This is a genomic window from Rhizobacter sp. J219, from assembly GCF_024700055.1.
GTDB lineage: Bacteria > Pseudomonadota > Gammaproteobacteria > Burkholderiales > Burkholderiaceae_C > Rhizobacter.
The window spans coordinates 762,870-783,089 of record NZ_JAJOND010000001.1 but is presented as its reverse complement, the minus strand read 5'-3'; the positions used below and the strand labels follow the sequence as shown (position 1 = coordinate 783,089).

Sequence of the window (20,220 nt, the reverse complement as noted above, 5' to 3'; positions counted from 1 at the left end):
CGCGATTTGCCTATGATCGACCCCCTCACTCCACGGGCCGAGATTCCATATGCCGAACCGCACTGTGTACTTTGTCTCTGACGGCACCGGCATCACCGCCGAAACCTTCGGCAATTCGATCCTCGCCCAGTTTCCCGGCAAGCCGCGGCACGTGCGCCGGCCCTTCATCGACACCCTGGACAAGGCCCACCAGGTGGTGCGCGAGATCAATCAGACGGCCGAGCTGGAAGGGGTGCGCCCGGTGGTTTTCCTGACGCTCGTCGATCCCGACACATTGGGGGTGCTCAAGGGCAGCAAGGGCATGGTGCTGGACATGTTCAACACCTTCATCGAACCTTTGGAGGCTGAGTTCGGCGTCAAGTCGAATCACCGCGTCGGACGGTTTGCAGACGTCTCGAAGAGCCAGGAGTACACCGACCGCATCGAGGCGATCAACTTCTCTCTCGCCCACGACGACGGCCAGTCGGCCAAGAACCTGGAACAGGCGGACGTGATCCTCGTCGGGGTGAGCCGCAGCGGCAAGACGCCGACCTCGCTCTACCTCGCCATGCAGCACGGCATCAAGGCCGCCAACTACCCGCTGATTCCCGAAGACTTCGAGCGCAACGAGCTGCCCAAGAGCCTGGCGCCGCACAAGGCCAAGTGCTTCGGTCTGACGATCGCCCCCGAGCGCCTGGCCGAGATCCGCAACGAGCGCCGGCCCAACAGCCAGTACGCCAACCTCGAAAATTGCAAACGTGAGGTGGCCCAGGCCGAAAGCATGATGCGCCGCGAAGGCATCTCGTGGCTGTCTTCCACGCACAAGTCGATCGAGGAGATCGCGACCACCATCCTGCGTGACATCCGGCCGGATCGCTTGATGTACTAGAGACGCTGGCGGGTTGATTCGTAAAGGCACACGGCCGCTGCAGCGGCCACGTTGAGCGACTCTTCTCCCCCCGGCTGCGCGATGCGCAGCGTGAGCGAGCAGCGTCCGTGCAGCGCCGCAGACACACCCTGCCCTTCGTGGCCCATCACCCAGGCGCAAGGCCAAGGCAGATCCACTTCATGCAACGCCTGGGCCGCATGCGAGCTGGTGCCCAGCAAGGGCAGGCGCAAGGCGTCGAGATCGGCCTCGGCCACCTGCTCGACGAGATTCAAGCCGAAATGCGCGCCCATCCCGGCGCGCAACACCTTGCCTGACCAGAGCGCCGCGGTGCCAGTGAGTGCAAGGCACTGGGTGAAGCCAAACGCCGCCGCGGTGCGCAGCACCGTGCCCACGTTCCCGGCATCCTGCAGGCGGTCGAGGATCACCGTCGGTGCATGTGACTGGACCGTTCCCTTGTCCGACCACGGCAGCACGAAGCCGATCGGCGCCGGCGATTCGAGTGTGCTCAGCCCGGCCATCAGCGCCGCCGGAACGATCGCCACGGCATCGGCCGCGGTCGCCAGCGCTCGCAAGGCCGGCTGCTCCCAGGCCGCTTCGGTGATGACCGCCTGCGCCGGCTTGCCGCCGCGCTTCAGGTATGCCGCGCACAGGTGATCGCCTTCGACCCACAGCTGGCCGAGCTTGCGATAGGCCGCCGGCTCCGCCGCCAGCTTGCGCAGCTTCACCAGCAGCGGGTTGTCGCGCGAGGTGATGGCCTTGGGCTCGGCCACCTCAGAACCCTTCGAGCGCGTCGCGCACCGGCGCGAACGAGCGCCGGTGGTGCACGCACGCGCCATGCGCTTTCAGTGCGGCCAGATGCTCGGCTGTCGCGTAGCCCTTGTGGCCATCGAAGCCGTATTGCGGATGCTCTTCATGCAAGGCCAGGCACAGCCGGTCGCGGTGCACCTTGGCGAGGATGGACGCCGCCGAGATCGCCTTCACCTTCACGTCGCCCTTGACGATGGCCTCGGCGGCCACCCGCAGGACCGGCAGGCGGTTGCCGTCGACCAGCACCTTGCCGGGCTTCAGCCGCAGGCCTTCGACCGCACGCTTCATCGCGAGCATGGTGGCGTGGAGGATGTTGAGGGTGTCGATTTCCTCCACCGACGCCTCCGCCACCGAGCAGCACAACGCCTTGGCCCGGATCTCGTCGTAGAGCCTGTCGCGGGTGGCCGGGGTGAGCAGCTTCGAGTCTTTCAGGCCGCGGATCGGCTTCAGTTCGTCGAGGATCACGGCTGCCGCCACCACGGGCCCGGCGAGCGGGCCGCGCCCGGCTTCGTCAACGCCGGCGATCAGCCCGATCACATCGAAGCTCAGGCCGAGCTGTTCAGGCACGGAGGACTTTTTCGATGGCATCGGTGGCGGCGAGTGCGGTGTTGCAGCGCAATTGCTGGTGCAGGCCCTCGAAGCGGCGAACCAGCGAGGCGCAGGCCTCGGGATCGTCCAGCCAGCGGAAGGCGGCACGGGCGAGATTGTCGGGCGAGGCTTCGTCCTGCAGCAACTCCGGCACGGCGAAATCGCGCAACAGGATGTTGGGCAAGCCGACCCAGGGCTGGTAGGCCATGCGTTTCATGATCTGGTACGTCAGCCAGTGCATCACGTAGGTGATGACCATCGGGCGCTTGAAGAGCGCCGCCTCCAGCGTGGCGGTACCACTCGCGATGAGGGTCACGTCGCAGGCCGCCAGCGCTTCGTGCGAATGGCCGTCGAGCACCTGCACGCCGGCCGACGGCGCGTGTTGCGCGACCAGCGGGTCGATCAGAGCCCGCAGGCTCGGCACGGCCGGCAGCACGAAGCGCAGGCCAGGGCGTTGGCGCTTCATCAGCTGCGCGGCGGCGAGCACGCGCGGCGCGTTGTACTGGATCTCGGATCGCCGGCTGCCGGGCAGCAGCGCCACGACCTGTGCATCGGCGTCAAGCCCCAGCACCGCACGCGCGGCGTCGCGCGGCACCTCGGCCGGAATCGCATCGGCCAGCGGGTGCCCGACATAGCTCGCGGCGATGCCGTGCTTGGCGTAGATCTCGGGTTCGAACGGAAAAATGCAGAGCACATGGTCGGCGGCCGCGCGGATCTTTTCGATGCGCTTGCCGCGCCAAGCCCAGATCGACGGGCTGACGAAGTGAACCGTCTTGATGCCGGCTGCCTTGAGGCGTGTTTCCAGGCCGAGGTTGAAATCGGGAGCATCGACGCCGATGAAGGCATCGGGCCGCTCTTTCAGGAGCCGGTCGCCGAGCGCATTGCGGATGCCCACCAGCTCACGGTAGTGCCGCAGCACCTCGACATAGCCGCGCACCGCCAGCTTCTCGTGCGGCCACCAGGCCTCGAAGCCGTGATCGGCCATGCGCGGGCCGCCGATGCCGAAGGTCGACAGCTCAGGCCAGCGGGCCTTCAGGCCACCGAGCAGCAGGCCGGCGAGCAGATCGCCCGACGCCTCGCCAGCCACCATTCCCAGGCGCGGGCCTGTCGTCGCACTCATCGCCACCCCGGCTCAGCGCACGAGGCCGCGCGTCGATGCCGCGAGGAAGTCCAGCATGGTCTGGATGTCCTCGTCGCCGCCCTGCCCACGCAGGCCTTCGAGGTCGGCCTTGGCCTGCTCGAGCGTGGCACCGCTGCGGAAGATCAGCTTGTGCATCTGGCGAATGAGGCGCTGGCGCTCGTCGCTGAAACCACGGCGTTTGAGGCCGGTCAGGTTGACCGCACGCACCGCGAGCGGGTGGCCGTCCACGGTCATGAAAGGCGCGACGTCCTGCGCCACATGGCCCTGGAAGCCGATCATCGAGTGCGCACCGACGTGCACGAACTGGTGCACCCCCGACAGGCCACCGATCACCGCCCAGTCGCCCACGTGCACATGGCCGGCAAGCGTCACGTTGTTGGCCAGCACGGTGTGGCTGCCCACGCGCACGTCGTGTGCGAGGTGCACGTAGGCCATGATCCAGTTGTCGTTGCCGACGCGGGTGACGCCCTGCTCCTTGAAGGTGCCGGTGTTGAAGGTGCAGAACTCGCGGATGGTGTTGCGGTCGCCGATCACGAGGCTCGGTGACTTCGCCCTTGTGCGACATGTCCTGCGGCATCGCGCCGATGGAGCTGAACTGGTAGAACTTGTTGTCGCGGCCGATGGTCGTGCGGCCCTCGATCACGCAGTGCGGCCCGATGGTGGTGCCTTCGCCGATGCGCACCTCGGGGCCGATCACCGCATAAGGGCCCACCGTCACCGAGCCGGCGAGACTCGGCCTTGGGGTCGACGATCGCGGTCGGGTGGATGCTGTTGGCCATCGCAAGCCCCTTTTCAATCAGGCGATGCGACGCATGGTGCAGGTCAGCTGGGCTTCGACGGCCAGTTCGCCGGCCACGAGGCCACGCGCGCCGAAGCGACACACGCCGGCCTTCATGCGCTCCAGGTCGACTTCGAGCGAGAGCTGGTCACCCGGCTCGACCGGGCGCTTGAAACGCGCACCGTCGATGCCGGCGAAATAGAAGACGGTCTGGTCGTCGAGCTTGATCTCCATCGTCTCGATGGCGAGGATGGCCGCGGCCTGCGCCAGCGCTTCGAGCATCAGCACTCCCGGCATCACCGGGCGGTGCGGGAAGTGGCCGTTGAAGTACGGCTCGTTGATGCTGACGTTCTTGATCGCCACGATGCGCTTGTTCTTTTCGATCGACACCACCCGGTCCACCAGCAGGATGGGGTAGCGGTGTGGCAGCGTCTTCAGGATTTGGTGGATGTCCATCATGGTCGTCAAGGAGTCTTCTTTTCGAGCGCACGCAGGCGCTCTCTCAGTGCGTGCAAATTGCGCAGCGTGGCCGCGTTCTTTTCCCAGGTGGCATTGTCGTCCATGGGAAAGAGGCCGCTGTACGTGCCCGGCTTGAGGATCGAGCGTGTCACCGCCGTGCACGACGAGATGACCGTGCCGTCACAGATCTTGAGGTGGCCGGTGATCATGGCGGCGCCACCGATGATGCAGCGGCTGCCGATGATCGAGCTGCCGGCGATGCCGGTGCAGCCGGCGATCGCGGTGTGCGCGCCGATGCGGCAGTTGTGGCCGATTTGAACGAGGTTGTCGATCTTCACCCCGTCTTCAATTACGGTGTCGTCGAGTGCGCCGCGGTCGATGCAGGTATTGGCGCCGATCTCGACGTCGTTGCCGATGCGCACGTTGCCCAGCTGCTCGATCTTGACCGCGCCGCTCGGGCTGGCGGCGAAGCCGAAGCCATCAGCGCCCAGGACGACGCCGCTGTGCACGACGCCACGGGCACCGATCTGGGTGCCGTACATCAGGCTCACACGCGCCGATAGCCGCGTGCCCCAACCGACACGCACGTCTCGGCCGATGAAGCATTGGGCACCGATCACCGCGTCTTCTTCGATCACCGCGCCGGCTTCGACCACGACGAACGGGCCGATGCTGGCCGACTTGGCCACCTGTGCGGAGGAATCGATGACCGCGCTCGGGTGAACGCCCGGCAGGTCGCGGGGGCGGGTGCGCGCCGCCCACCACTGCGTGAGGTGCGCAAACGAGAGGTAGGCGTCGGCCGTCACCAAGGTCGCGCCGCGGGCGATGGCGGCATCTCGTGCCGCCGGACCGACAATGACGCAGCCCGCTTCGGATGCGGCCAGCTGGCTCTGGTACTTGGGGTTGGAGAGGAAGGAGATGGTGGATGGCGTGGCGCCTTCCAGGGGCCCGATGCGCGTGATGCGGTGGGCCGGATCGCCGATCAGCTCGCCGCCCAGGTGCGCGGCGATCTCACCCAGTGTGGCAGCCTCGGCCACCGATCACTTTCCGGCAGGTTCGTTGAGTTTCTTGATCACGCTGTCGGTGATGTCGATGCGCGGGCTGGCGTGGAAGGCTTCCTGGACGACCAGGTCGTAGTTCTCCTTCTCGGCGATTTGGCGGATCACGGCCAGCACCCGCTCGCGCAGCGCGATCATTTCGTCGTTGCGGCGCTGGGCGAGGTCTTCCCGGTAGGTGCGCTGCTTGCGCTGCAACTCCCGGTCCTGGTCGATCAGCTCGCGCTGGCGGCGCTCACGCTCGGCATCGGGCAGGGTGACGCTTTCGCGGTCCAGCTTGGTCGCTGCCGCCTTGAGCTTGCTGTTGAGTTCGGTGAGTTCTTTCTCGCGCCGGTTGAAATCGGCCTCCAGTTTCACCCACCCAGCCTGGTTCGGCAGGGCATCGCGCATCACCTTGTCGCTGTTGACATAGGCGATCTTCACACTCTGGGCGTGCGCGAGCGAGGCGGCAACGACCAGGCAGACGGCAGAGAACACCGACTTGATGGATGAGCGGCTCATTAGAACGCGGTCCCGATCTGGAATTGGAGACGCTGGATTCTATCCGTGCGCTCGTAGCGCAAGGGCTTGCCCCAACTGAGCTTCAAGGGTCCGACCGGCGAGACCCAGCTCAGGCCCAGGCCGGCCGACAGGCGCAGCGGGTCGAGGGAGGTTTTGTCGTCCCACACGTTGCCGGCATCCATGTAGGCGAAGAAGCGCAAGGTGCGGTCGTTGCCGGCCCCGGGCACCGGCAGATACAGCTCGCTGTTGAGGTTCAGGCGGCGGGTGCCGCCGATGTAGCCGCCCTGCACGTCCACCGGGCCGAGCGTGCCCTGGTCGAAGGCGCGCACCGTGCCCAAGCCACCGCCATAGAAGCGCTTGAACACCGGATAGGGCTTGCCCTGCAGGCCCTCGCCCCAGCCCAGCTCGGCGTTGACGGCGAAGGTGTACCTCTTCGAGAGGGGCCAGTAGTGCTGGTATTGCAGGTTGGTGCGCAGGTAGCGAGTGTCGGCAGCGGCACCCCACTCGACGTTGACGCGCTTGTAGCTGCCTTCGTTGGGCACGAGCGCGCTGTCGCGGCCGTCCCGCGTCCACCCGATGGTGATCGGCACCGAGGTGGTCTTTTCGCCGTACTGCGCGATGTGCTGCACGTAGGTCTCAGGCATGCCGAAGGTGCCCTTGATCTTCGTCTGCTCGATGCCGGCCCCGAAGTAGACCGTGTCGTACTCGCTGAACGGCACGCCGAACTTGATCGACGCGCCCGGGGTGATGAACTCGTACTCCTCGCCCTGGCTGTTGATCGGCTTCTGGGTGCGGTAGAAGACATCGATCGCACGCGAAATGCCATCGATGGTGAAGTACGGATCGACCGCACTGACGACCAGCGTACGGGCCGACTTGCTGGTGTTGACGTCGACGCCGAGGTAGTTGCCGGTGCCGAAGACGTTGTCCTGCTTGATCGAGGCCGAAAGCGCCAGCTTGTCGGCGCTCGAAAAGCCCGCGCCGAGCGACAGGTTGCCCGTCGGCTTCTCGGCCACCGTCAGCGTCAGGTCCACCTGGTCGGGTGAGCCGGGCACTTCGTTGGTCTCGATGTTGACTTCCTTGAAGTAGCCCAGGCGATCGACACGGTCACGCGACAGCTTGATGCGGTTGCCGTCGTACCACGACGACTCGAACTGGCGGAACTCGCGGCGGATGACTTCATCGCGCGTGCGGCTGTTGCCCGCGACGTTGATGCGCCGCACGTAGACGCGGCGCTGGGGGTCGGCCACCAGCGCCAGCACCACACGGCCGGTCGCACGGTCGATCTCGGGGCGCGCATCGACGCGCGCAAAGGCGTAGCCGTAGGTGCCGAAGCGGTCGGTGAAGGCCTTGGTGGTCTCGGCCACCGACTCGGCCCGATAGGCCTCGCCAGGCTCGATCTTGACCAGCGCCTTGAACTCGTCTTCCTTGCCGAGGTAGTCGCCCTCGAGCTTGACCCCGGTGACCGTGTACGGCTGCCCTTCGCGGATGTGGACCGTGACGGTGATGTCCTGCTTGTCGCCGGAGATGCTCACCTCGGTCGACTCGATCGCGAATTCGAGGTAGCCCCGGTTCAGGTAGTACGAGCGCAGCGTCTCCAGGTCGGCCGTGAGCTTGGAACGCGAATAGCGGTCGCCCTTGGTGTACCAGTTGAGCCAGCTGCCATCGTTGAGGTCGAAGAGCCCGGTGAGTGTGCTTTCCGAAAAGGCCTTGCTGCCGAGGATGCGGATCTCGCGGATGCGCGACGGGCCGCCTTCGGTGATGGTGAAGGTCACGTTGACGCGGTTGCGCTCCTGCGGCGTCACGGTCGTCACCACCTCGGCGGCATAGAGGCTCTTGGTCAGGTACTGGCGCTTCAACTCCTGCTCGGCGCGGTCGGCCAGGGCTTTGTCGAACGGGAGGCCCTCGCCGATGCCGAAGTCCTTCAGCGACTTGATAAGCACGTCCTTGTCGAACTCCTTCAGGCCGACGAAGTCGATGTTGGCGATGACGGCGCGCTCGTCGACGATCACGACCACCACGTCGCCATCGACCTCGACGCGCACGTCCTTGAAGAGGCCTGTCGCAAAGAGCGCGCGCAGCGCCGCCGCACCTTTCTCGTCGGTGTAGGTATCGCCGATGCGAAACGGCAGCGACGCGAACACCGTGCCGGCATCAGAGCGCTGCAGGCCTTCGACGCGGATGTCCTTCAGCACGAAGGGCGTCACGGCCCAGGCCGATCCGGCGTGCAAAGCCACTCCCAATGCGATTGACAGGACGCTGGGACGGAGGAACGACAGACGGAGGCGTGACGAGACAGGGAGAGTGCGCATGCAGTATTCAGTGCAGGCCCAGCAGGCGGGCCACGTCGTTGTAGAGGGCGAGCGACGTCATCACGAGCATCAGCGCCACACCGCCGCGCTGCAGTCGATCCAACCACGCATCGGAGGGCGGCCGCCCCGTCACGGCTTCAAAAAGATAGTACATGAGGTGCCCACCATCGAGGACTGGCAAGGGCAGCAGGTTGAGCACCCCGAGGCTCACGCTGACCACCGCGAGAAAACCGAGATAGTAAGCGAGGCCCATGCGCGCCGATTGGCCGGCGTAGTCGGCAATCGTGAGCGGGCCGCTCAGGTTCTTGAGCGACGCCTCGCCGATCAGCATGCGCCCGAGCATGCGCAGGGTAAGCACCGAGACCTCCCAGGTGCGCGACGCCGCCTGCGAGAAACCATCCCACAGACCGTAGCGCACGGTCACCATCTCGATCGGCTGGCCGAGTGCCGCTTCGATGCGGCCGACGCGCTTGTCACCGTCGGCCACGATGGCGGGTTTCACCGCCAGTTCGAGGACCTGCCCCTCGCGCTGCACCGACCAGCGCTGCGGGTCGGTCGAGCGCCGGTCGGCACTTGCACGGATGGTCTGCCAGAGCTGGTCGATGTTGCGCATCGGCGTGCCGTCAATGCTCAGCACCACGTCACCCGCTTTCAACCCCGCCTGGGCACCGGCGCCGCCAGGCTTCACCGAACTCAGCACCGGCGCGTCGCCGCGGTAGGGCGCCCCGAGGCCGATGCTTTGCATCAGCTTGGCGTCGACGTCCTTGGCGTTCAGCGTGTCGAGTTCGAGCACCACGGTGCGCTGCGCATGGCCGTCGCCATTGGTCACGAGGAGGTGAAGGCGGCGCCCCTCCAGGACGGCGTGGGTCACCTGCCAGCGCAGGTCGGTCAGCGAGCGCACGTCTTCCCACTCGCTGCCATCGTTCGACGAGGCTCGCACCCAGTCGCCTGAACGCATGCCGGCACGTTCGGCCAGGCTTGCCGCCACCGGCGAAGCCAGTTGGGCCTTGGGTTCCTCGACACCGATCCAGTGCTGGGCGGCATACAACAGAATGGCCAGCAGGAGATTGGCCGCCGGCCCTGCCGCCACGATGGCAGCCCGCTGGCGCAAGGGCTTGCGGTTGAAGGCCATGTGCAGTTCATGCGGCCCGACAGGGCCTTCACGCTCGTCGAGCATGCGCACGTAACCGCCCAGAGGCAAGGCCGATAGCACGAACTCGGTGCCGCCGGGCTGCGGCTGGCGGCGCCACAGTACCTTGCCGAAACCCACCGAGAAACGCAGCACCTTCACACCGCAGGCACGTGCCACACGGTAGTGGCCGTACTCGTGGATGACGATGAGCACGCCCAACGTCAGGATGAAGGCGAGAACAGTGGTCATGGGGCGCGCAAGCGGCTCACCTGCTGCTCGGCGGCACGGCGGGCGCTGTCATCGAGCGCGAGCAGGCCTTCGATCGAATGGCAGGCATCCGCCGAGGTGGTGATGGCATCGAGCGTGTGCGCATTGACGCTGTGAATCTGGTCGAAGCGGATGGTTCCGCCGAGGAAGGCGGCCACCGCCACCTCGTTGGCTGCGTTGAGCACAGCGGTGCTCCCCTCGGCGCCACGCAGCGTGTCCCACGCGAGTTGCAGGCCGGGGTAACGCCGCATGTCGGGCGGCTCGAACTGCAGCGCCGCCAGCTGGGTGAAGTCGAGTGCGCTGGCACCCGATTCAATGCGCTCGGGGAAGGAGAGGCCGTAGGCGATGGGCACGCGCATGTCGGGCGTACCCAGCTGGGCGAGCACCGAATTGTCGCGGCACACCACCATCGAGTGGATGATGCTCTGCGGGTGGATCACCACGCGGATCTGATCCGGCGTGAGGTCGAACAGCCAACGCGCCTCGATCACCTCAAGTGCCTTGTTCATCATGGTCGCCGAGTCGACCGAGATCTTGCGCCCCATCACCCAGTTGGGATGGGCGCAGGCCTCGTCGGGAGTCACGCTGGCGAGCGTCTTCGGGTCCCGCTGACGGAAGGGCCCACCCGAGGCCGTCAACACGATGTGATCGATGCGCCGGGCCCAGGTGCTGCGGTCTTCGGGCAGGCACTGGAAGATCGCCGAGTGCTCGCTGTCGATCGGCAGCAGCGTGGCCCCGCCCTCCTTCACCGCCGCCATGAAAAGCGCCCCTCCCACGACGAGCGCTTCTTTGTTGGCGAGCAGCAGGCGTTTGCCGGCACGAGCTGCCGCGATGCAGGGCTCCAGTCCCGCCGCGCCGACGATGGCGGCCATCACCGCATCGACATCGGGATGCGCCGCCACCTGCGCAAGCATGGCCGCGCCTTCCAGCACCTCGGTGCGCAGGCCAGCCGCCTTCAGACGATCGCGCAGGGCCTGAGCGCCGCCGGGTTGCGTGAGCACGGCGCAACGTGGCTTCCACGCCAGGCATTGCGCGGCCAACTCATCGACGCGGCTGTGAGCGGTGAGCGCCACCACCTCGAAGCGTTCGGGGTGGCGCGCCATCACGTCGAGCGTGTTCGCGCCCACGCTGCCGGTGGAGCCCAGGATGCAGACGCGCATGCGCGCCGAAGAAGGATGTGACATGAAGATCAGAAGCCGAGCGTGCTCAGCGCCATCGCGATCGGGAACACCGGCAGCAACGCATCGACCCGGTCGAGCACTCCGCCATGGCCCGGCAGGAGGTTGCTGCTGTCCTTGGCCCCGGCACTGCGCTTCACCAGCGATTCGACCAGGTCACCGACAACGCTCATTGCACTCAGGAACACAAGCGCCAGCACCAGACCTGGCACCCCGAGCCGTTCGAGCAGCAGGGTGAAGAGGCTGGCGGAATCGAGCGACGCCAGTTGCCAATGACGGTCGGCTTGAATCCACGCCACCGCCAGCACCTGCACGCCGAGCATGCCGCTCCACACGCCTTCCCAGCTTTTGCCCGGGCTGATGGCCGGTGCGAGCTTGCGCCGGCCAAAGGCTTTGCCACCGAAATAGGCCGCGATGTCGGCAACCCAGACGAGGCAGAAGATCGACAGCAGGAAATTGATGCCGGCCGCCTTGGCGCTGGAGAGCGCGAGCCACGCGGTCCAGATCGCCGCCACACCCAAGAGCCATCGGGCCCCGCGCGGCAAATGCGGCCACGAGCCGACGCCGACCTTGAGTGCAAGCGCACCCCCCAACACCCAGACCGCAAATGCAAGCCACCAGGCCACATTCGGCCCGACCCGCACCCAACCACCCCACAAAGCAAGCCCGCAGGCGGCGGCCGTCAAGACGCCCATCGACACGGCCGCAGCCGTCGCAGCGCCGTTGAGTCGCCCCCACTCCCACGCGGCAGCGCCGGCCATGACCAGCATCAACAGCGCGAACGGCCACGCCATCGGCGCAAAAAGTGCGGGCAACAGGACCAGCAACATGACGATCGCGGTGATGACACGCTGCTTCAACATGGCATCAGGCCTTGATCAGCGCGGTGACGTCCGCCGGCGACACCAATCCAAAGCGGCGGTCTCGCCGGGCGTAGTCGGCCAAGGCCGCGTCGAGCTCTGCTTCGCCGAAGTCCGGCCAGAGGCAGTCGCTGAACACGAACTCCGAGTACGCCGCCTGCCACAGCAGGAAATTGCTGACGCGCACTTCGCCGCCGGTGCGGATGAAGAGATCGGGGTCAGGCGCAAAGCTCATCGCCATGTAGCGCGACAAGGTGGCTTCGTCGATCGCCTCCGGCGCGACGCCCGCCGCGATCGCCTTCTGGCAGGCCTGCACGACATCCCACCGGCCGCCGTAGTTGAACGCGACCGAAAGGTTGATGCGGGTGTTGTGGCGTGTCGACTCTTCAGCCTTGTCCAGTGCGGCGCGCACGGCGGGCGCCACATTGGACTTGTCACCCACGATGCGAATGCGCACGCCCTCGCCCACCATCTTCGTCAGGTGCTTGGACACGGTCGAGATGGCGAGGCTCATCAGCCCCGAGACCTCTTCAGCCGGCCGTTTCCAGTTCTCGGACGAGAACGCAAACACCGTCAGATACTCGACACCACGGTCTGCACAAGCCTTGACCACCCCCACCAGTGCATCCACGCCGAACTTGTGCCCGACGAAGCGCGGCATGAAGCGCTTCTTGGCCCAACGACCGTTGCCATCCATCACGATGGCGATGTGGCGTGGGACGCGCTTCGCTGAATCCACGAAAGGATGCAGTGAGTGTCAGACAGCCATGATCTCGGCTTCCTTGGCCGAGGTGAGGCGGTCGATTTCCGCGATGACGCGGTCGGTGAGCTTCTGCACCTCGTCGAGCGAGCGGCGCTCGTCGTCTTCGGTGATGAGCTTGTCCTTCAGGAGCTTCTTGGCCTGGTCGTTCGCGTCGCGGCGCAGGTTGCGCACGGCGATGCGCGAGTCTTCGGCAGCCGAACGCACGACCTTGGTCAGATCACGTCGGCGCTCTTCGGTCAGCGCAGGCAGCGGCACACGCAGCAAGTCGCCCTGCGCAGCGGGGTTGAGGCCGAGATCCGATTCGCGGATCGCCTTCTCGATCTTCGGGCCCATGCCCTTTTCCCAGGGCTGCACGCTGATCGTGCGCGCATCGAGCAGGCTCACATTGGCGACCTGGCTGATGGGGACCATCGAACCGTAATAGTCGACCTGCACCTGGTCGAGGATGCCCGGGTGGGCGCGGCCCGTACGGATCTTGCCGGATTCGTTCTTGAACGACTCGATGGACTTGGCCATCTTCTGTTCGGCGTTCTTGCGGATGTCTGCGATGCTCATCTCAATCTCCTGCCCTCACACGTGCACCAGGGTGCCCTCGTCCTCGCCCAGCACCACACGCTTAAGCGCGCCGGCCTTGAAGATGCTGAAGACCTTGATCGGCAGCTTCTGGTCGCGGCACAGCGCGAAGGCCGTGGCGTCGAGCACCTGCAGGTTGCGGGTGATGGCTTCGTCGAAACTGACCCGGCTGTAGCGCGTGGCGGTCGGGTCCTTCTTGGGATCGGCGGTGTAGACGCCGTCGACCTTGGTGGCCTTGAGCACGATCTCGGCGCCGATCTCGGCGCCTCGCAGTGCCGCGGCCGTGTCGGTGGTGAAGAAGGGGTTGCCGGTGCCGGCGGCGAAGACCACCACCTTGCCTTCTTCGAGGTACTGCAGCGCCTTGGGGCGCACATAGGGCTCGACGACCTGCTCGATGCCGATGGCCGACATCACACGTGCCGTCATACCCTCTTGCCGCATGGTGTCAGCCAGCGCCAGCGCGTTCATCACCGTCGCCAGCATGCCCATGTAGTCGGCGGTCGCCCGGTCCATGCCGACCGAACCGCCCGCCACACCGCGGAAGATGTTGCCACCGCCGATGACCACTGCCACCTCGCACCCGAGCTGCGTCACTTCCTGGATCTCACGCACCATGCGCACGATGGTGGCGCGATTAATGCCATAGGCATCGTCGCCCATCAGGGCCTCGCCAGAAAGTTTCAGCAGGATGCGCTTGTAGGCCGGCATTCAGTTTCCTCCGTGATGCGACTTTTGGTCAGGACGGACTTGTGGTCAGGACGGGCTGGGCTTTGAGTCTATCCGCGAAGCCAGGCCGGACGGCCCGGCGCGGAACGACCCAGTGGGGACTCTCAGGCGCCCTTGGCAGCCGCCACTTGCGCCGCCACTTCAGCGGCGAAGTCATCGACCTTCTTCTCGATGCCTTCGCCGACCACGTAGAGCGTGAAGCCCTTGACGTTGGTGTTGGCGGACTTGAGGTATTGCTCGACGGTCTGCTTGCCGTCAGCGGCCTTCACGAACACCTGGTTCAGCAGGCTGACTTCCTTCAGGTACTTCTGCACCGAGCCTTCGACCATCTTGGTGACGATGTCCGCCGGCTTGCCCGATTCGGCAGCCTTGAGAGACGCCACCGAGCGCTCTTTCTCGATCAGCGTGGCCGGCACGTCGGCGGCCGACAGCGACACCGGCTTCATCGCGGCCACGTGCATGGCGACGTCCTTCGCAGCGGTGTCGTCGCCGTCGAACTCGACGACCACGCCGATGCGGGTGCCGTGCAGATAGCTGGCGAGCTTGCCGCCGTTCGCGTAGCGCTTGAAGCGGCGGAACGACATGTTTTCGCCGATCTTGCCGATCAGGCCCTTGCGCACGTCTTCCAGCGTCGGGCCGAAGCCGTCCTGCGAATACGGCAGCGCGCCCAGCGCGGCGATATCGGCCGGGTTGTGCTTGGCGATCAGCTCGGCCGCCGCCTTGGCCAGCGCCAGGAAGGAGTCGTTCTTGGTGACGAAGTCAGTTTCGCAGTTGACTTCGACGATCGCGCCGGTGGTGCCTTCCACGGCTGCGGCCACCACGCCTTCAGCGGTGATGCGCGAGGCCGCCTTGCCGGCCTTGCTGCCCAGCTTGACGCGCAGCAGTTCTTCAGCCTTGTCGAAATCGCCGTTGGCCTCGGTCAGGGCCTTCTTGCATTCCATCATCGGGGCGTCGGTCTTGGCGCGCAGCTCGGCGACCATGCTTGCGGTGATTGCAGCCATCTCAAATCTCCTGTTGGCTCGGGGTCGGCAACGGGCGCCGACCGCCGGAATCGTCATGCATTGATTGAAAAAAGGGGCTGTCAAAGCCCCTTTTCATGCTCACCGTCAGGTGAGTCGGGGCGAGTCGCTCAGGCGTTCTCGCTGACTTCCACGAACTCGTCGCCCTCGGCCGACACAGCCTGGGCCACCTCATTGGTGGCGTTGGCCTTGCCTTCCAGCACGGCGTCGGCCACGGCACGGGCGTACAGCGCCACGGCCTTGGAAGAGTCGTCGTTGCCGGGGATCACGTAGTCGATGCCGTCGGGCGAGTGGTTGGAGTCGACCACGCCGATCACGGGAATGCCGAGCTTCTTGGCTTCGGCCACGGCGATCTTGTGGTAACCGACGTCGATCACGAACAGCGCATCAGGCAGCGCGTTCATGTCCTGGATGCCACCGATGTCCTTCTCGAGCTTGGCCAGCTCGCGCTGGAACAGCAGCGCTTCCTTCTTGATGCGGATTTCGGTGCCCGACTCCACCTGAGCCTGCATGTCCTTCAGCTTCTTGAGCGAACCCTTGACCGTCTTGAAGTTGGTCAGCATTCCGCCGAGCCAGCGCTGGTCGACGAAGGGCATGCCGGCGCGCTTGGCTTCCTGCACGATCACGTCGCGTGCCTGGCGCTTGGTGCCGACCATCAGGATCGTGCCGCGCTTGGCGGCGAGCTGGCGGATGAACTTCATCGCGTCGAGGAAGAGCGGTTGCGTCTTCTCGAGGTTGATGATGTGGATCTTGTTGCGATGGCCGTAGATGTACGGGGCCATCTTGGGGTTCCAGAAGCGCGTTTGGTGCCCGAAATGGACGCCGGCTTCCAGCATTTCACGCATGGTGACGGACATGAATCACTCCAAAGGTTGGTTCTAGAATCCGGCCAGAATCGCGATGCCTTTTCAGACGGCACGCGCGACACCTTCAACAGCCGGACTCGCGATTTGTCGACCCAAGCCGACCCGACACGGGCGGCACTCAGGTAAACCCGCGGAGTATAGCAGGCACTCTCCCACCCATGACGAATGACCTGACTGCTGCCCGAGCCGCCTTGCTGCAAGGGCGCATGACGGCGGCCGAGGCGTTGGCCGCCAGCCTCGAGCGCGCGGACAGCGCCGGCAACACCAAGACCTACCTCACACGTTTCGACGCCCAGGCGCTCGCGGTCGCGCAGAGCGTCGACTTGCAGCGGGCGGCCGGCGCGGGGCTGCCCACGCTGGCGGGGCTCGCTGTGAGCGTGAAAGCCCTGTTCGACGTGCAGGGGCAGCCAACGACAGCAGCCTCGCGCGTCCTCGCCGGGGCCCCCGCTGCACAAGCAGACTGCCCCGCCGTCGCGCGTCTGCGGAGCGCCGGTGCCGCCCTCACAGGCCACACCAACATGACCGAGTTCGCGTTTTCCGGGGTAGGCCTGAACCCGCACCACAGCACACCACCGAACGCTGCCACGCCTGCCCTTGACCCCGAGCCGCGCATCCCTGGCGGCTCGACCTCCGGCGGCGCGGTCTCCGTCGCCAGCGGCGCGGCCTGGGCCGCCCTGGGGTCGGACACCGGAGGCTCAATCCGCATTCCCGCAGCCCTGCAGGGCTTGGTCGGCTTCAAGAACACCGCGCGGCTCACGCCGACCGAGGGCGCCATCCCCCTGTCGACCACCCTCGACACCACCTGCGCCATCACCCGCTCGGTGCGCGACGCCGTGCTGCTGCACGAGGTGCTGGCGGCGCGGTGCGTCACGCTCGCAGGGCGTCCGGTCGGCACGCTGCGGCTCGCCGTGCCGGCGCCGCAGCTCGACGCCCTGGACTCCACCGTCGCTCGCGCCTTCGAACGCACCCTCGCCACCCTGCGCCAAGCCGGGGCGCAGATCGACACCATCCCCTTGCCCGAGCTGAACGAGCTCGCCGCCATCAACGCCACCGGGGGCTTTTCAGCCGCTGAAAGCTGGGCCTGGCACCGCCGTCTGCTGGCCGAGCACCAGGCCGACTACGACCCCCGCGTCGCGGTGCGCATTCGCCGCGGCGAAACCATGTCCGCCGCCGACTACATTGACCTCACGCACGCCCGCGCCGACTGGATTGCCCGCATGACCCTCACGACGCGCCGCTACGACGCGCTGATCAGCCCCACCGTCCCCATCGTCGCACCCACCATCGCAAGCCTTGCCAGCGACGAAGCTTTCTTTGCCGTCAATGCCCTGCTGCTGCGCAACCCCTCCTCGGTGAACATGCTCGACGGCTGCGCGCTCGCTCTGCCCTGCCACACGCCAGATGAGTTGCCGGTCAGCCTGATGGTGTGGAGCCACGCGTTGCAGGACGACACTGTGCTCGACGCATCGCTCGCGATCGAAGCCGCACTTTCGAAGGAGCGCTCCTGATGCGCGTCGCCGTGATCGGCGCCGGCATCGTCGGCGTGACTTCCGCGTATGAGCTGGCGGCCGATGGACATGACGTCACTGTGTTCGAACGCCGCGGCAGCGTCGCAGCCGAGGCCAGCTTCGCCAACGCCGGCGTGATCGCACCAGGCTATGTCACCCCCTGGGCGGCACCCGGAATGCCGTGGCATGTTGTCAGCCACTTGTTCCAGCGCCACGCCCCAGTGCGCCTCAACGCCCGGCTGGGCGCATCGTCGCTCAGCTGGATGTGGCGCTGGTGGCGCGCCTGCCGCCCGGCGGCCTACCGCAGCAACCGCGCCCGTCTGCAGCGCCTGGCCAGCTACAGCAAGCAGCGCCTGCACCATCTCACCCACGTGCTGCAGCTCGACTACGAGCGCGCCGAGGGCTACCTCATCCTGCTGCGCAACAGCCGTGACGCCGAGCGGGCCCAGGCCGGCCTTGCACTGCTGAACGAAGCCGGCATGCGCTATCAGTTGCTCGACGCCTCGCAATGCCGCAAGGTCGAACCGGGCCTGAACGCCGACGCCCCGCTGCACGCCGGCATCCACCTCGCGCAGGACGAAGTCGGCAACTGCCGCCAGTTCGCGCTGCTGCTGCGCACCGAGGCCGAGCGCCTGGGGGCGAAGTTCCGCTTCCACACCAACGTGCAAAGCCTCACCCCAGGGACCAGACCAACGCTCACCAAGGTCTATTCGCCCATGGAAGAGTCGACCTGGGTCAGCGTCGACGCCGTCCGCCTCGACGGCCCGCCAACCGACGTGCTGCCGTTTGAGCCGGAGACAGAGACCTTCGATGCAGTGCTCGTCTGCGGCGCGGTCGACTCGACCCAGCTGCTGCGCCCGCATGGCCTGAAGCTGCCGCTGGCGCCGATCTATGGCTACTCGGTGACGGCCCCCTTGCGCAAGCTCGACGTTCACCCCGACATGGGCCCCCGCTCTGCCGTGATGGATGAGCGCTACAAGGTGGCCGTCAGCCGCTTCGGCTCGCGCCTGCGCGTCGCGGGCAGCGCCGAAATCGGCGGCCGCCCGGAACGACACCACCAGGCGGCACTCGCCACGCTGTACAAGGTGCTCAACGACTGGTTTCCCGGCGCAGCCCACATGAGCCAGGCCCAGGTGTGGAAAGGCGCGCGGCCGATGCTGCCCGACGGCCCGCCATTGCTCGGCGCGAGCGGTCTTCCGGGCGTGTGGCTCAACCTCGGCCACGGCTCCAGCGGCTGGGCCCTGGCATGCGGGTCTGCACGTGTGGTGGCCGATGCGATCTCGTCGCGAGCGGCCGCCATCGACACCGAAGGCCTGGGCCTCGACCGCTTGCGGCACTGAGCCATGCAGCGCATCCTGCCCGCCGAGCGCGACTGGCCCTTGCACGATGTGGCCGCATCGCGGATGACCGAGCAGCGGGCCATGACAGGCTTGCCGCCTCACACCCTGATGCGCCGAGCGGGCGAAGCGGTGGCGGCGCTCGCGCGTGCGCTCCATCCGCATGCACACAGGGTGTGGATCGCCTGCGGCCCCGGCAACAACGGCGGCGACGGGCTCGACGCCGCCGTCCACCTGCTGGCCGCGGGCTGGTCGGTCGAGGTCACCTTGATCGGCGACCCGGCGCAGCTTCCCGCCGACGCAGCCGACGCCTACGCACGTGCCCGTGCCGCCGGCATCGTGGCGGGCGCGGACACGAGCCCCGCTCGCCCGCCCGACCTTGCCATCGACGCCGTGCTCGGCCTGGGCAGCCGCCGAGCGCCGGCGGGCGACCTCGCCGCGCTCATCGACACCCTCAACGCCCTCACTTGCCCGCTGTTGGCGGTAGACCTGCCCTCCGGCCTGAATGCCGACACCGGCCAGCCGAATGGTCGCGCCTGTGTCGTCGCCGACCACACGCTGTCGTTGCTGACGCTCAAGCCGGGCTTGTTCACCGGCGCCGGACGTGACCATGCTGGCGAAGTCTGGTTCGACGCGCTGGGCATCACCGCCGACGGCATAACCGCCTGGCTGAGCGGCGCCCCCGTCTTGGCCACGCGGCGCCGGCACACCCAGCACAAAGGCAGCTTCGGCGACCTGGCCGTCGTCGGGGGCGGTCCCGGCATGGCGGGTGCTGCGCTGCTGGCCGCGCGCGCGGCGCACGCGGCAGGCGCCGGGCGCGTGTACGTCGACGTGCTCGATGACCAATCAACGCCGACGATGGACACGGTGCGACCCGAGTTGATGTTCCGCCACGGCTGGTGGCAGACCGCCTCGGCCGAAGAGGCCACCGTGGTGGCCGGTTGCGGGGGTGGCACGGCAATCCGACAGGCCTTGCCGCGCTTGCTGAGCAGCGCCGGCCGACTGGTTCTGGACGCCGATGCCTTGAACGCCATCGCGGCCGATCCGGCTCTTGCCACCCTCCTGTCGGCGCGCAGCGCCCGCCAGCGCCAGACCGTGCTGACCCCGCATCCGCTGGAAGCCGCTCGGCTCCTGAACTCCGACACCGCGACCGTGCAGTCGGATCGCCTCGCTGCCGCGCGCCGCCTCGCGCAGCAATTCGCCTGCGTGGTCGTGCTCAAAGGCTCCGGGTCGGTGCTCGCCGGACCGGATGCAACGTTGTGGATCAACGGCACCGGCAGCGCGGCGCTCGCGAGCGCCGGCACCGGCGACGTGCTCGCCGGATGGATCGGCGGATGCTGGTCCGCCTCTGGCTGCACCGCACTCGAGGCCGCCCGCCATGCCACGTGGTTGCACGGTCTTGCCGCCGAGCACAGCCCCACCGCGCCTCTGCGCGCCGCCGATCTGGTCGAGGCCATGCACAGCGCCGCACCGCAGCGCTGA

General features: G+C 66.9%; 19 protein-coding genes and 1 pseudogene. 4 read left to right on the top strand and 16 right to left on the bottom strand.

What is annotated here, in order from left to right:
- The first annotated feature begins 49 nt into the window (after positions 1-49).
- Positions 50-868, top strand: coding sequence for a posphoenolpyruvate synthetase regulatory kinase/phosphorylase PpsR (gene ppsR, locus LRS03_RS03595; protein ID WP_257823905.1), 819 nt, complete (start codon positions 50-52; stop codon positions 866-868).
- On the opposite strand, the gene LRS03_RS03590 is transcribed toward ppsR, so the two are convergent.
- The 16 genes and pseudogenes from LRS03_RS03590 to rpsB form a co-directional block, all read right to left on the bottom strand.
- On the bottom strand, positions 865-1,638 hold the full coding sequence (locus tag LRS03_RS03590; RefSeq protein ID WP_257823904.1) for a TrmH family RNA methyltransferase: 774 nt from the start codon (positions 1,636-1,638) through the stop codon (positions 865-867). The two genes, ppsR and LRS03_RS03590, sit on opposite strands and share 4 nt — an antisense overlap.
- A gap of 1 nt (position 1,639) precedes the next feature.
- Positions 1,640-2,263, bottom strand: a complete 624-nt coding sequence (rnhB, locus tag LRS03_RS03585; RefSeq protein ID WP_257823903.1) for a ribonuclease HII — start codon at positions 2,261-2,263, stop codon at positions 1,640-1,642.
- Positions 2,235-3,383 carry a lipid-A-disaccharide synthase gene (gene lpxB, locus LRS03_RS03580; RefSeq protein ID WP_257823902.1) on the bottom strand — a complete coding sequence of 383 codons (1,149 nt, stop codon included), beginning with the start codon at positions 3,381-3,383 and terminating at the stop codon, positions 2,235-2,237. Before lpxB ends, rnhB begins: the two co-directional genes overlap by 29 nt.
- Positions 3,384-3,395: 12 nt before the next feature.
- A pseudogene (gene lpxA, locus LRS03_RS03575) lies at positions 3,396-4,183 on the bottom strand (acyl-ACP--UDP-N-acetylglucosamine O-acyltransferase).
- A gap of 17 nt (positions 4,184-4,200) precedes the next feature.
- Positions 4,201-4,641: a 3-hydroxyacyl-ACP dehydratase FabZ gene (gene fabZ / locus LRS03_RS03570; protein ID WP_257823901.1), complete on the bottom strand. Its 441-nt coding sequence runs from the start codon at positions 4,639-4,641 to the stop codon at positions 4,201-4,203.
- Positions 4,642-4,646: 5 nt separating this feature from the next.
- Entirely contained in the window at positions 4,647-5,678 is a 1,032-nt protein-coding gene (gene lpxD, locus LRS03_RS03565; RefSeq protein ID WP_257823900.1) for a UDP-3-O-(3-hydroxymyristoyl)glucosamine N-acyltransferase, read from the bottom strand.
- A gap of 3 nt (positions 5,679-5,681) precedes the next feature.
- A complete protein-coding gene (locus tag LRS03_RS03560; protein ID WP_257823899.1) occupies positions 5,682-6,197 on the bottom strand; it encodes an OmpH/Skp family outer membrane protein in 516 nt (171 codons plus the stop codon).
- Positions 6,197-8,509: an outer membrane protein assembly factor BamA gene (gene bamA / locus LRS03_RS03555; RefSeq protein WP_257823898.1), complete on the bottom strand. Its 2,313-nt coding sequence runs from the start codon at positions 8,507-8,509 to the stop codon at positions 6,197-6,199. The genes LRS03_RS03560 and bamA overlap by 1 nt, the downstream gene beginning before the upstream one ends.
- Before the next feature lie 7 nt (positions 8,510-8,516).
- The gene (gene rseP, locus LRS03_RS03550; RefSeq protein WP_257823897.1) at positions 8,517-9,890 is read right to left on the bottom strand and encodes an RIP metalloprotease RseP; all 1,374 of its coding nucleotides are present in this window, start codon (positions 9,888-9,890) and stop codon (positions 8,517-8,519) included.
- Entirely contained in the window at positions 9,887-11,092 is a 1,206-nt protein-coding gene (ispC, locus tag LRS03_RS03545) for a 1-deoxy-D-xylulose-5-phosphate reductoisomerase (RefSeq protein ID WP_257823896.1), read from the bottom strand. The genes rseP and ispC overlap by 4 nt, the downstream gene beginning before the upstream one ends.
- A gap of 5 nt (positions 11,093-11,097) precedes the next feature.
- Entirely contained in the window at positions 11,098-11,949 is an 852-nt protein-coding gene (locus tag LRS03_RS03540) for a phosphatidate cytidylyltransferase (protein WP_257823895.1), read from the bottom strand.
- A gap of 4 nt (positions 11,950-11,953) precedes the next feature.
- Positions 11,954-12,685 carry a polyprenyl diphosphate synthase gene (uppS, locus tag LRS03_RS03535; RefSeq protein ID WP_257823894.1) on the bottom strand — a complete coding sequence of 244 codons (732 nt, stop codon included), beginning with the start codon at positions 12,683-12,685 and terminating at the stop codon, positions 11,954-11,956.
- 18 nt (positions 12,686-12,703) lie between these two features.
- The gene (gene frr / locus LRS03_RS03530) at positions 12,704-13,264 is read right to left on the bottom strand and encodes a ribosome recycling factor (protein ID WP_257823893.1); all 561 of its coding nucleotides are present in this window, start codon (positions 13,262-13,264) and stop codon (positions 12,704-12,706) included.
- A 15-nt stretch (positions 13,265-13,279) separates the two neighbouring features.
- A complete protein-coding gene (gene pyrH / locus LRS03_RS03525) occupies positions 13,280-13,990 on the bottom strand; it encodes a UMP kinase (protein WP_257823892.1) in 711 nt (236 codons plus the stop codon).
- 122 nt (positions 13,991-14,112) lie between these two features.
- Positions 14,113-15,009 carry a translation elongation factor Ts gene (gene tsf, locus LRS03_RS03520; protein ID WP_257823891.1) on the bottom strand — a complete coding sequence of 299 codons (897 nt, stop codon included), beginning with the start codon at positions 15,007-15,009 and terminating at the stop codon, positions 14,113-14,115.
- A 128-nt stretch (positions 15,010-15,137) separates the two neighbouring features.
- Complete coding sequence (gene rpsB / locus LRS03_RS03515; protein ID WP_257823890.1) at positions 15,138-15,884, bottom strand: 30S ribosomal protein S2; 747 nt, start codon at positions 15,882-15,884, stop codon at positions 15,138-15,140.
- Between the two features lie 167 nt (positions 15,885-16,051).
- Here rpsB and LRS03_RS03510 point away from each other — a divergent pair, with 167 nt between their 5' ends.
- The 3 genes from LRS03_RS03510 to LRS03_RS03500 are packed head-to-tail and all read left to right on the top strand — an operon-like array spanning position 16,052 to position 20,220.
- Entirely contained in the window at positions 16,052-17,401 is a 1,350-nt protein-coding gene (locus LRS03_RS03510) for an amidase (protein ID WP_257823889.1), read from the top strand.
- Positions 17,401-18,741: an FAD-dependent oxidoreductase gene (locus LRS03_RS03505; RefSeq protein WP_257823888.1), complete on the top strand. Its 1,341-nt coding sequence runs from the start codon at positions 17,401-17,403 to the stop codon at positions 18,739-18,741. The genes LRS03_RS03510 and LRS03_RS03505 overlap by 1 nt, the downstream gene beginning before the upstream one ends.
- Positions 18,742-18,744: 3 nt before the next feature.
- On the top strand, positions 18,745-20,220 hold the full coding sequence (locus tag LRS03_RS03500) for an NAD(P)H-hydrate dehydratase (protein ID WP_257823887.1): 1,476 nt from the start codon (positions 18,745-18,747) through the stop codon (positions 20,218-20,220).

Excerpts from the sequence above, each read along its gene's own strand:
- tsf (WP_257823891.1), bottom strand. The coding sequence starts at position 15,009 with ATGGCTGCAATCACCGCAAGCATGGTCGCCGAGCTGCGCGCCAAGACC.
- fabZ (WP_257823901.1), bottom strand. The coding sequence starts at position 4,641 with ATGATGGACATCCACCAAATCCTGAAGACGCTGCCACACCGCTACCCC.
- LRS03_RS03510 (WP_257823889.1), top strand. The coding sequence starts at position 16,052 with ATGACGAATGACCTGACTGCTGCCCGAGCCGCCTTGCTGCAAGGGCGC.
- LRS03_RS03500 (WP_257823887.1), top strand. The coding sequence starts at position 18,745 with ATGCAGCGCATCCTGCCCGCCGAGCGCGACTGGCCCTTGCACGATGTG.
- lpxB (WP_257823902.1), bottom strand. The coding sequence starts at position 3,383 with ATGAGTGCGACGACAGGCCCGCGCCTGGGAATGGTGGCTGGCGAGGCG.
- frr (WP_257823893.1), bottom strand. The coding sequence starts at position 13,264 with ATGAGCATCGCAGACATCCGCAAGAACGCCGAACAGAAGATGGCCAAG.
- LRS03_RS03540 (WP_257823895.1), bottom strand. The coding sequence starts at position 11,949 with ATGTTGAAGCAGCGTGTCATCACCGCGATCGTCATGTTGCTGGTCCTG.
- rpsB (WP_257823890.1), bottom strand. The coding sequence starts at position 15,884 with ATGTCCGTCACCATGCGTGAAATGCTGGAAGCCGGCGTCCATTTCGGG.
- bamA (WP_257823898.1), bottom strand. The coding sequence starts at position 8,509 with ATGCGCACTCTCCCTGTCTCGTCACGCCTCCGTCTGTCGTTCCTCCGT.
- ppsR (WP_257823905.1), top strand. The coding sequence starts at position 50 with ATGCCGAACCGCACTGTGTACTTTGTCTCTGACGGCACCGGCATCACC.
- rseP (WP_257823897.1), bottom strand. The coding sequence starts at position 9,890 with ATGACCACTGTTCTCGCCTTCATCCTGACGTTGGGCGTGCTCATCGTC.
- LRS03_RS03560 (WP_257823899.1), bottom strand. The coding sequence starts at position 6,197 with ATGAGCCGCTCATCCATCAAGTCGGTGTTCTCTGCCGTCTGCCTGGTC.
- pyrH (WP_257823892.1), bottom strand. The coding sequence starts at position 13,990 with ATGCCGGCCTACAAGCGCATCCTGCTGAAACTTTCTGGCGAGGCCCTG.
- ispC (WP_257823896.1), bottom strand. The coding sequence starts at position 11,092 with ATGTCACATCCTTCTTCGGCGCGCATGCGCGTCTGCATCCTGGGCTCC.
- rnhB (WP_257823903.1), bottom strand. The coding sequence starts at position 2,263 with ATGCCATCGAAAAAGTCCTCCGTGCCTGAACAGCTCGGCCTGAGCTTC.
- LRS03_RS03505 (WP_257823888.1), top strand. The coding sequence starts at position 17,401 with ATGCGCGTCGCCGTGATCGGCGCCGGCATCGTCGGCGTGACTTCCGCG.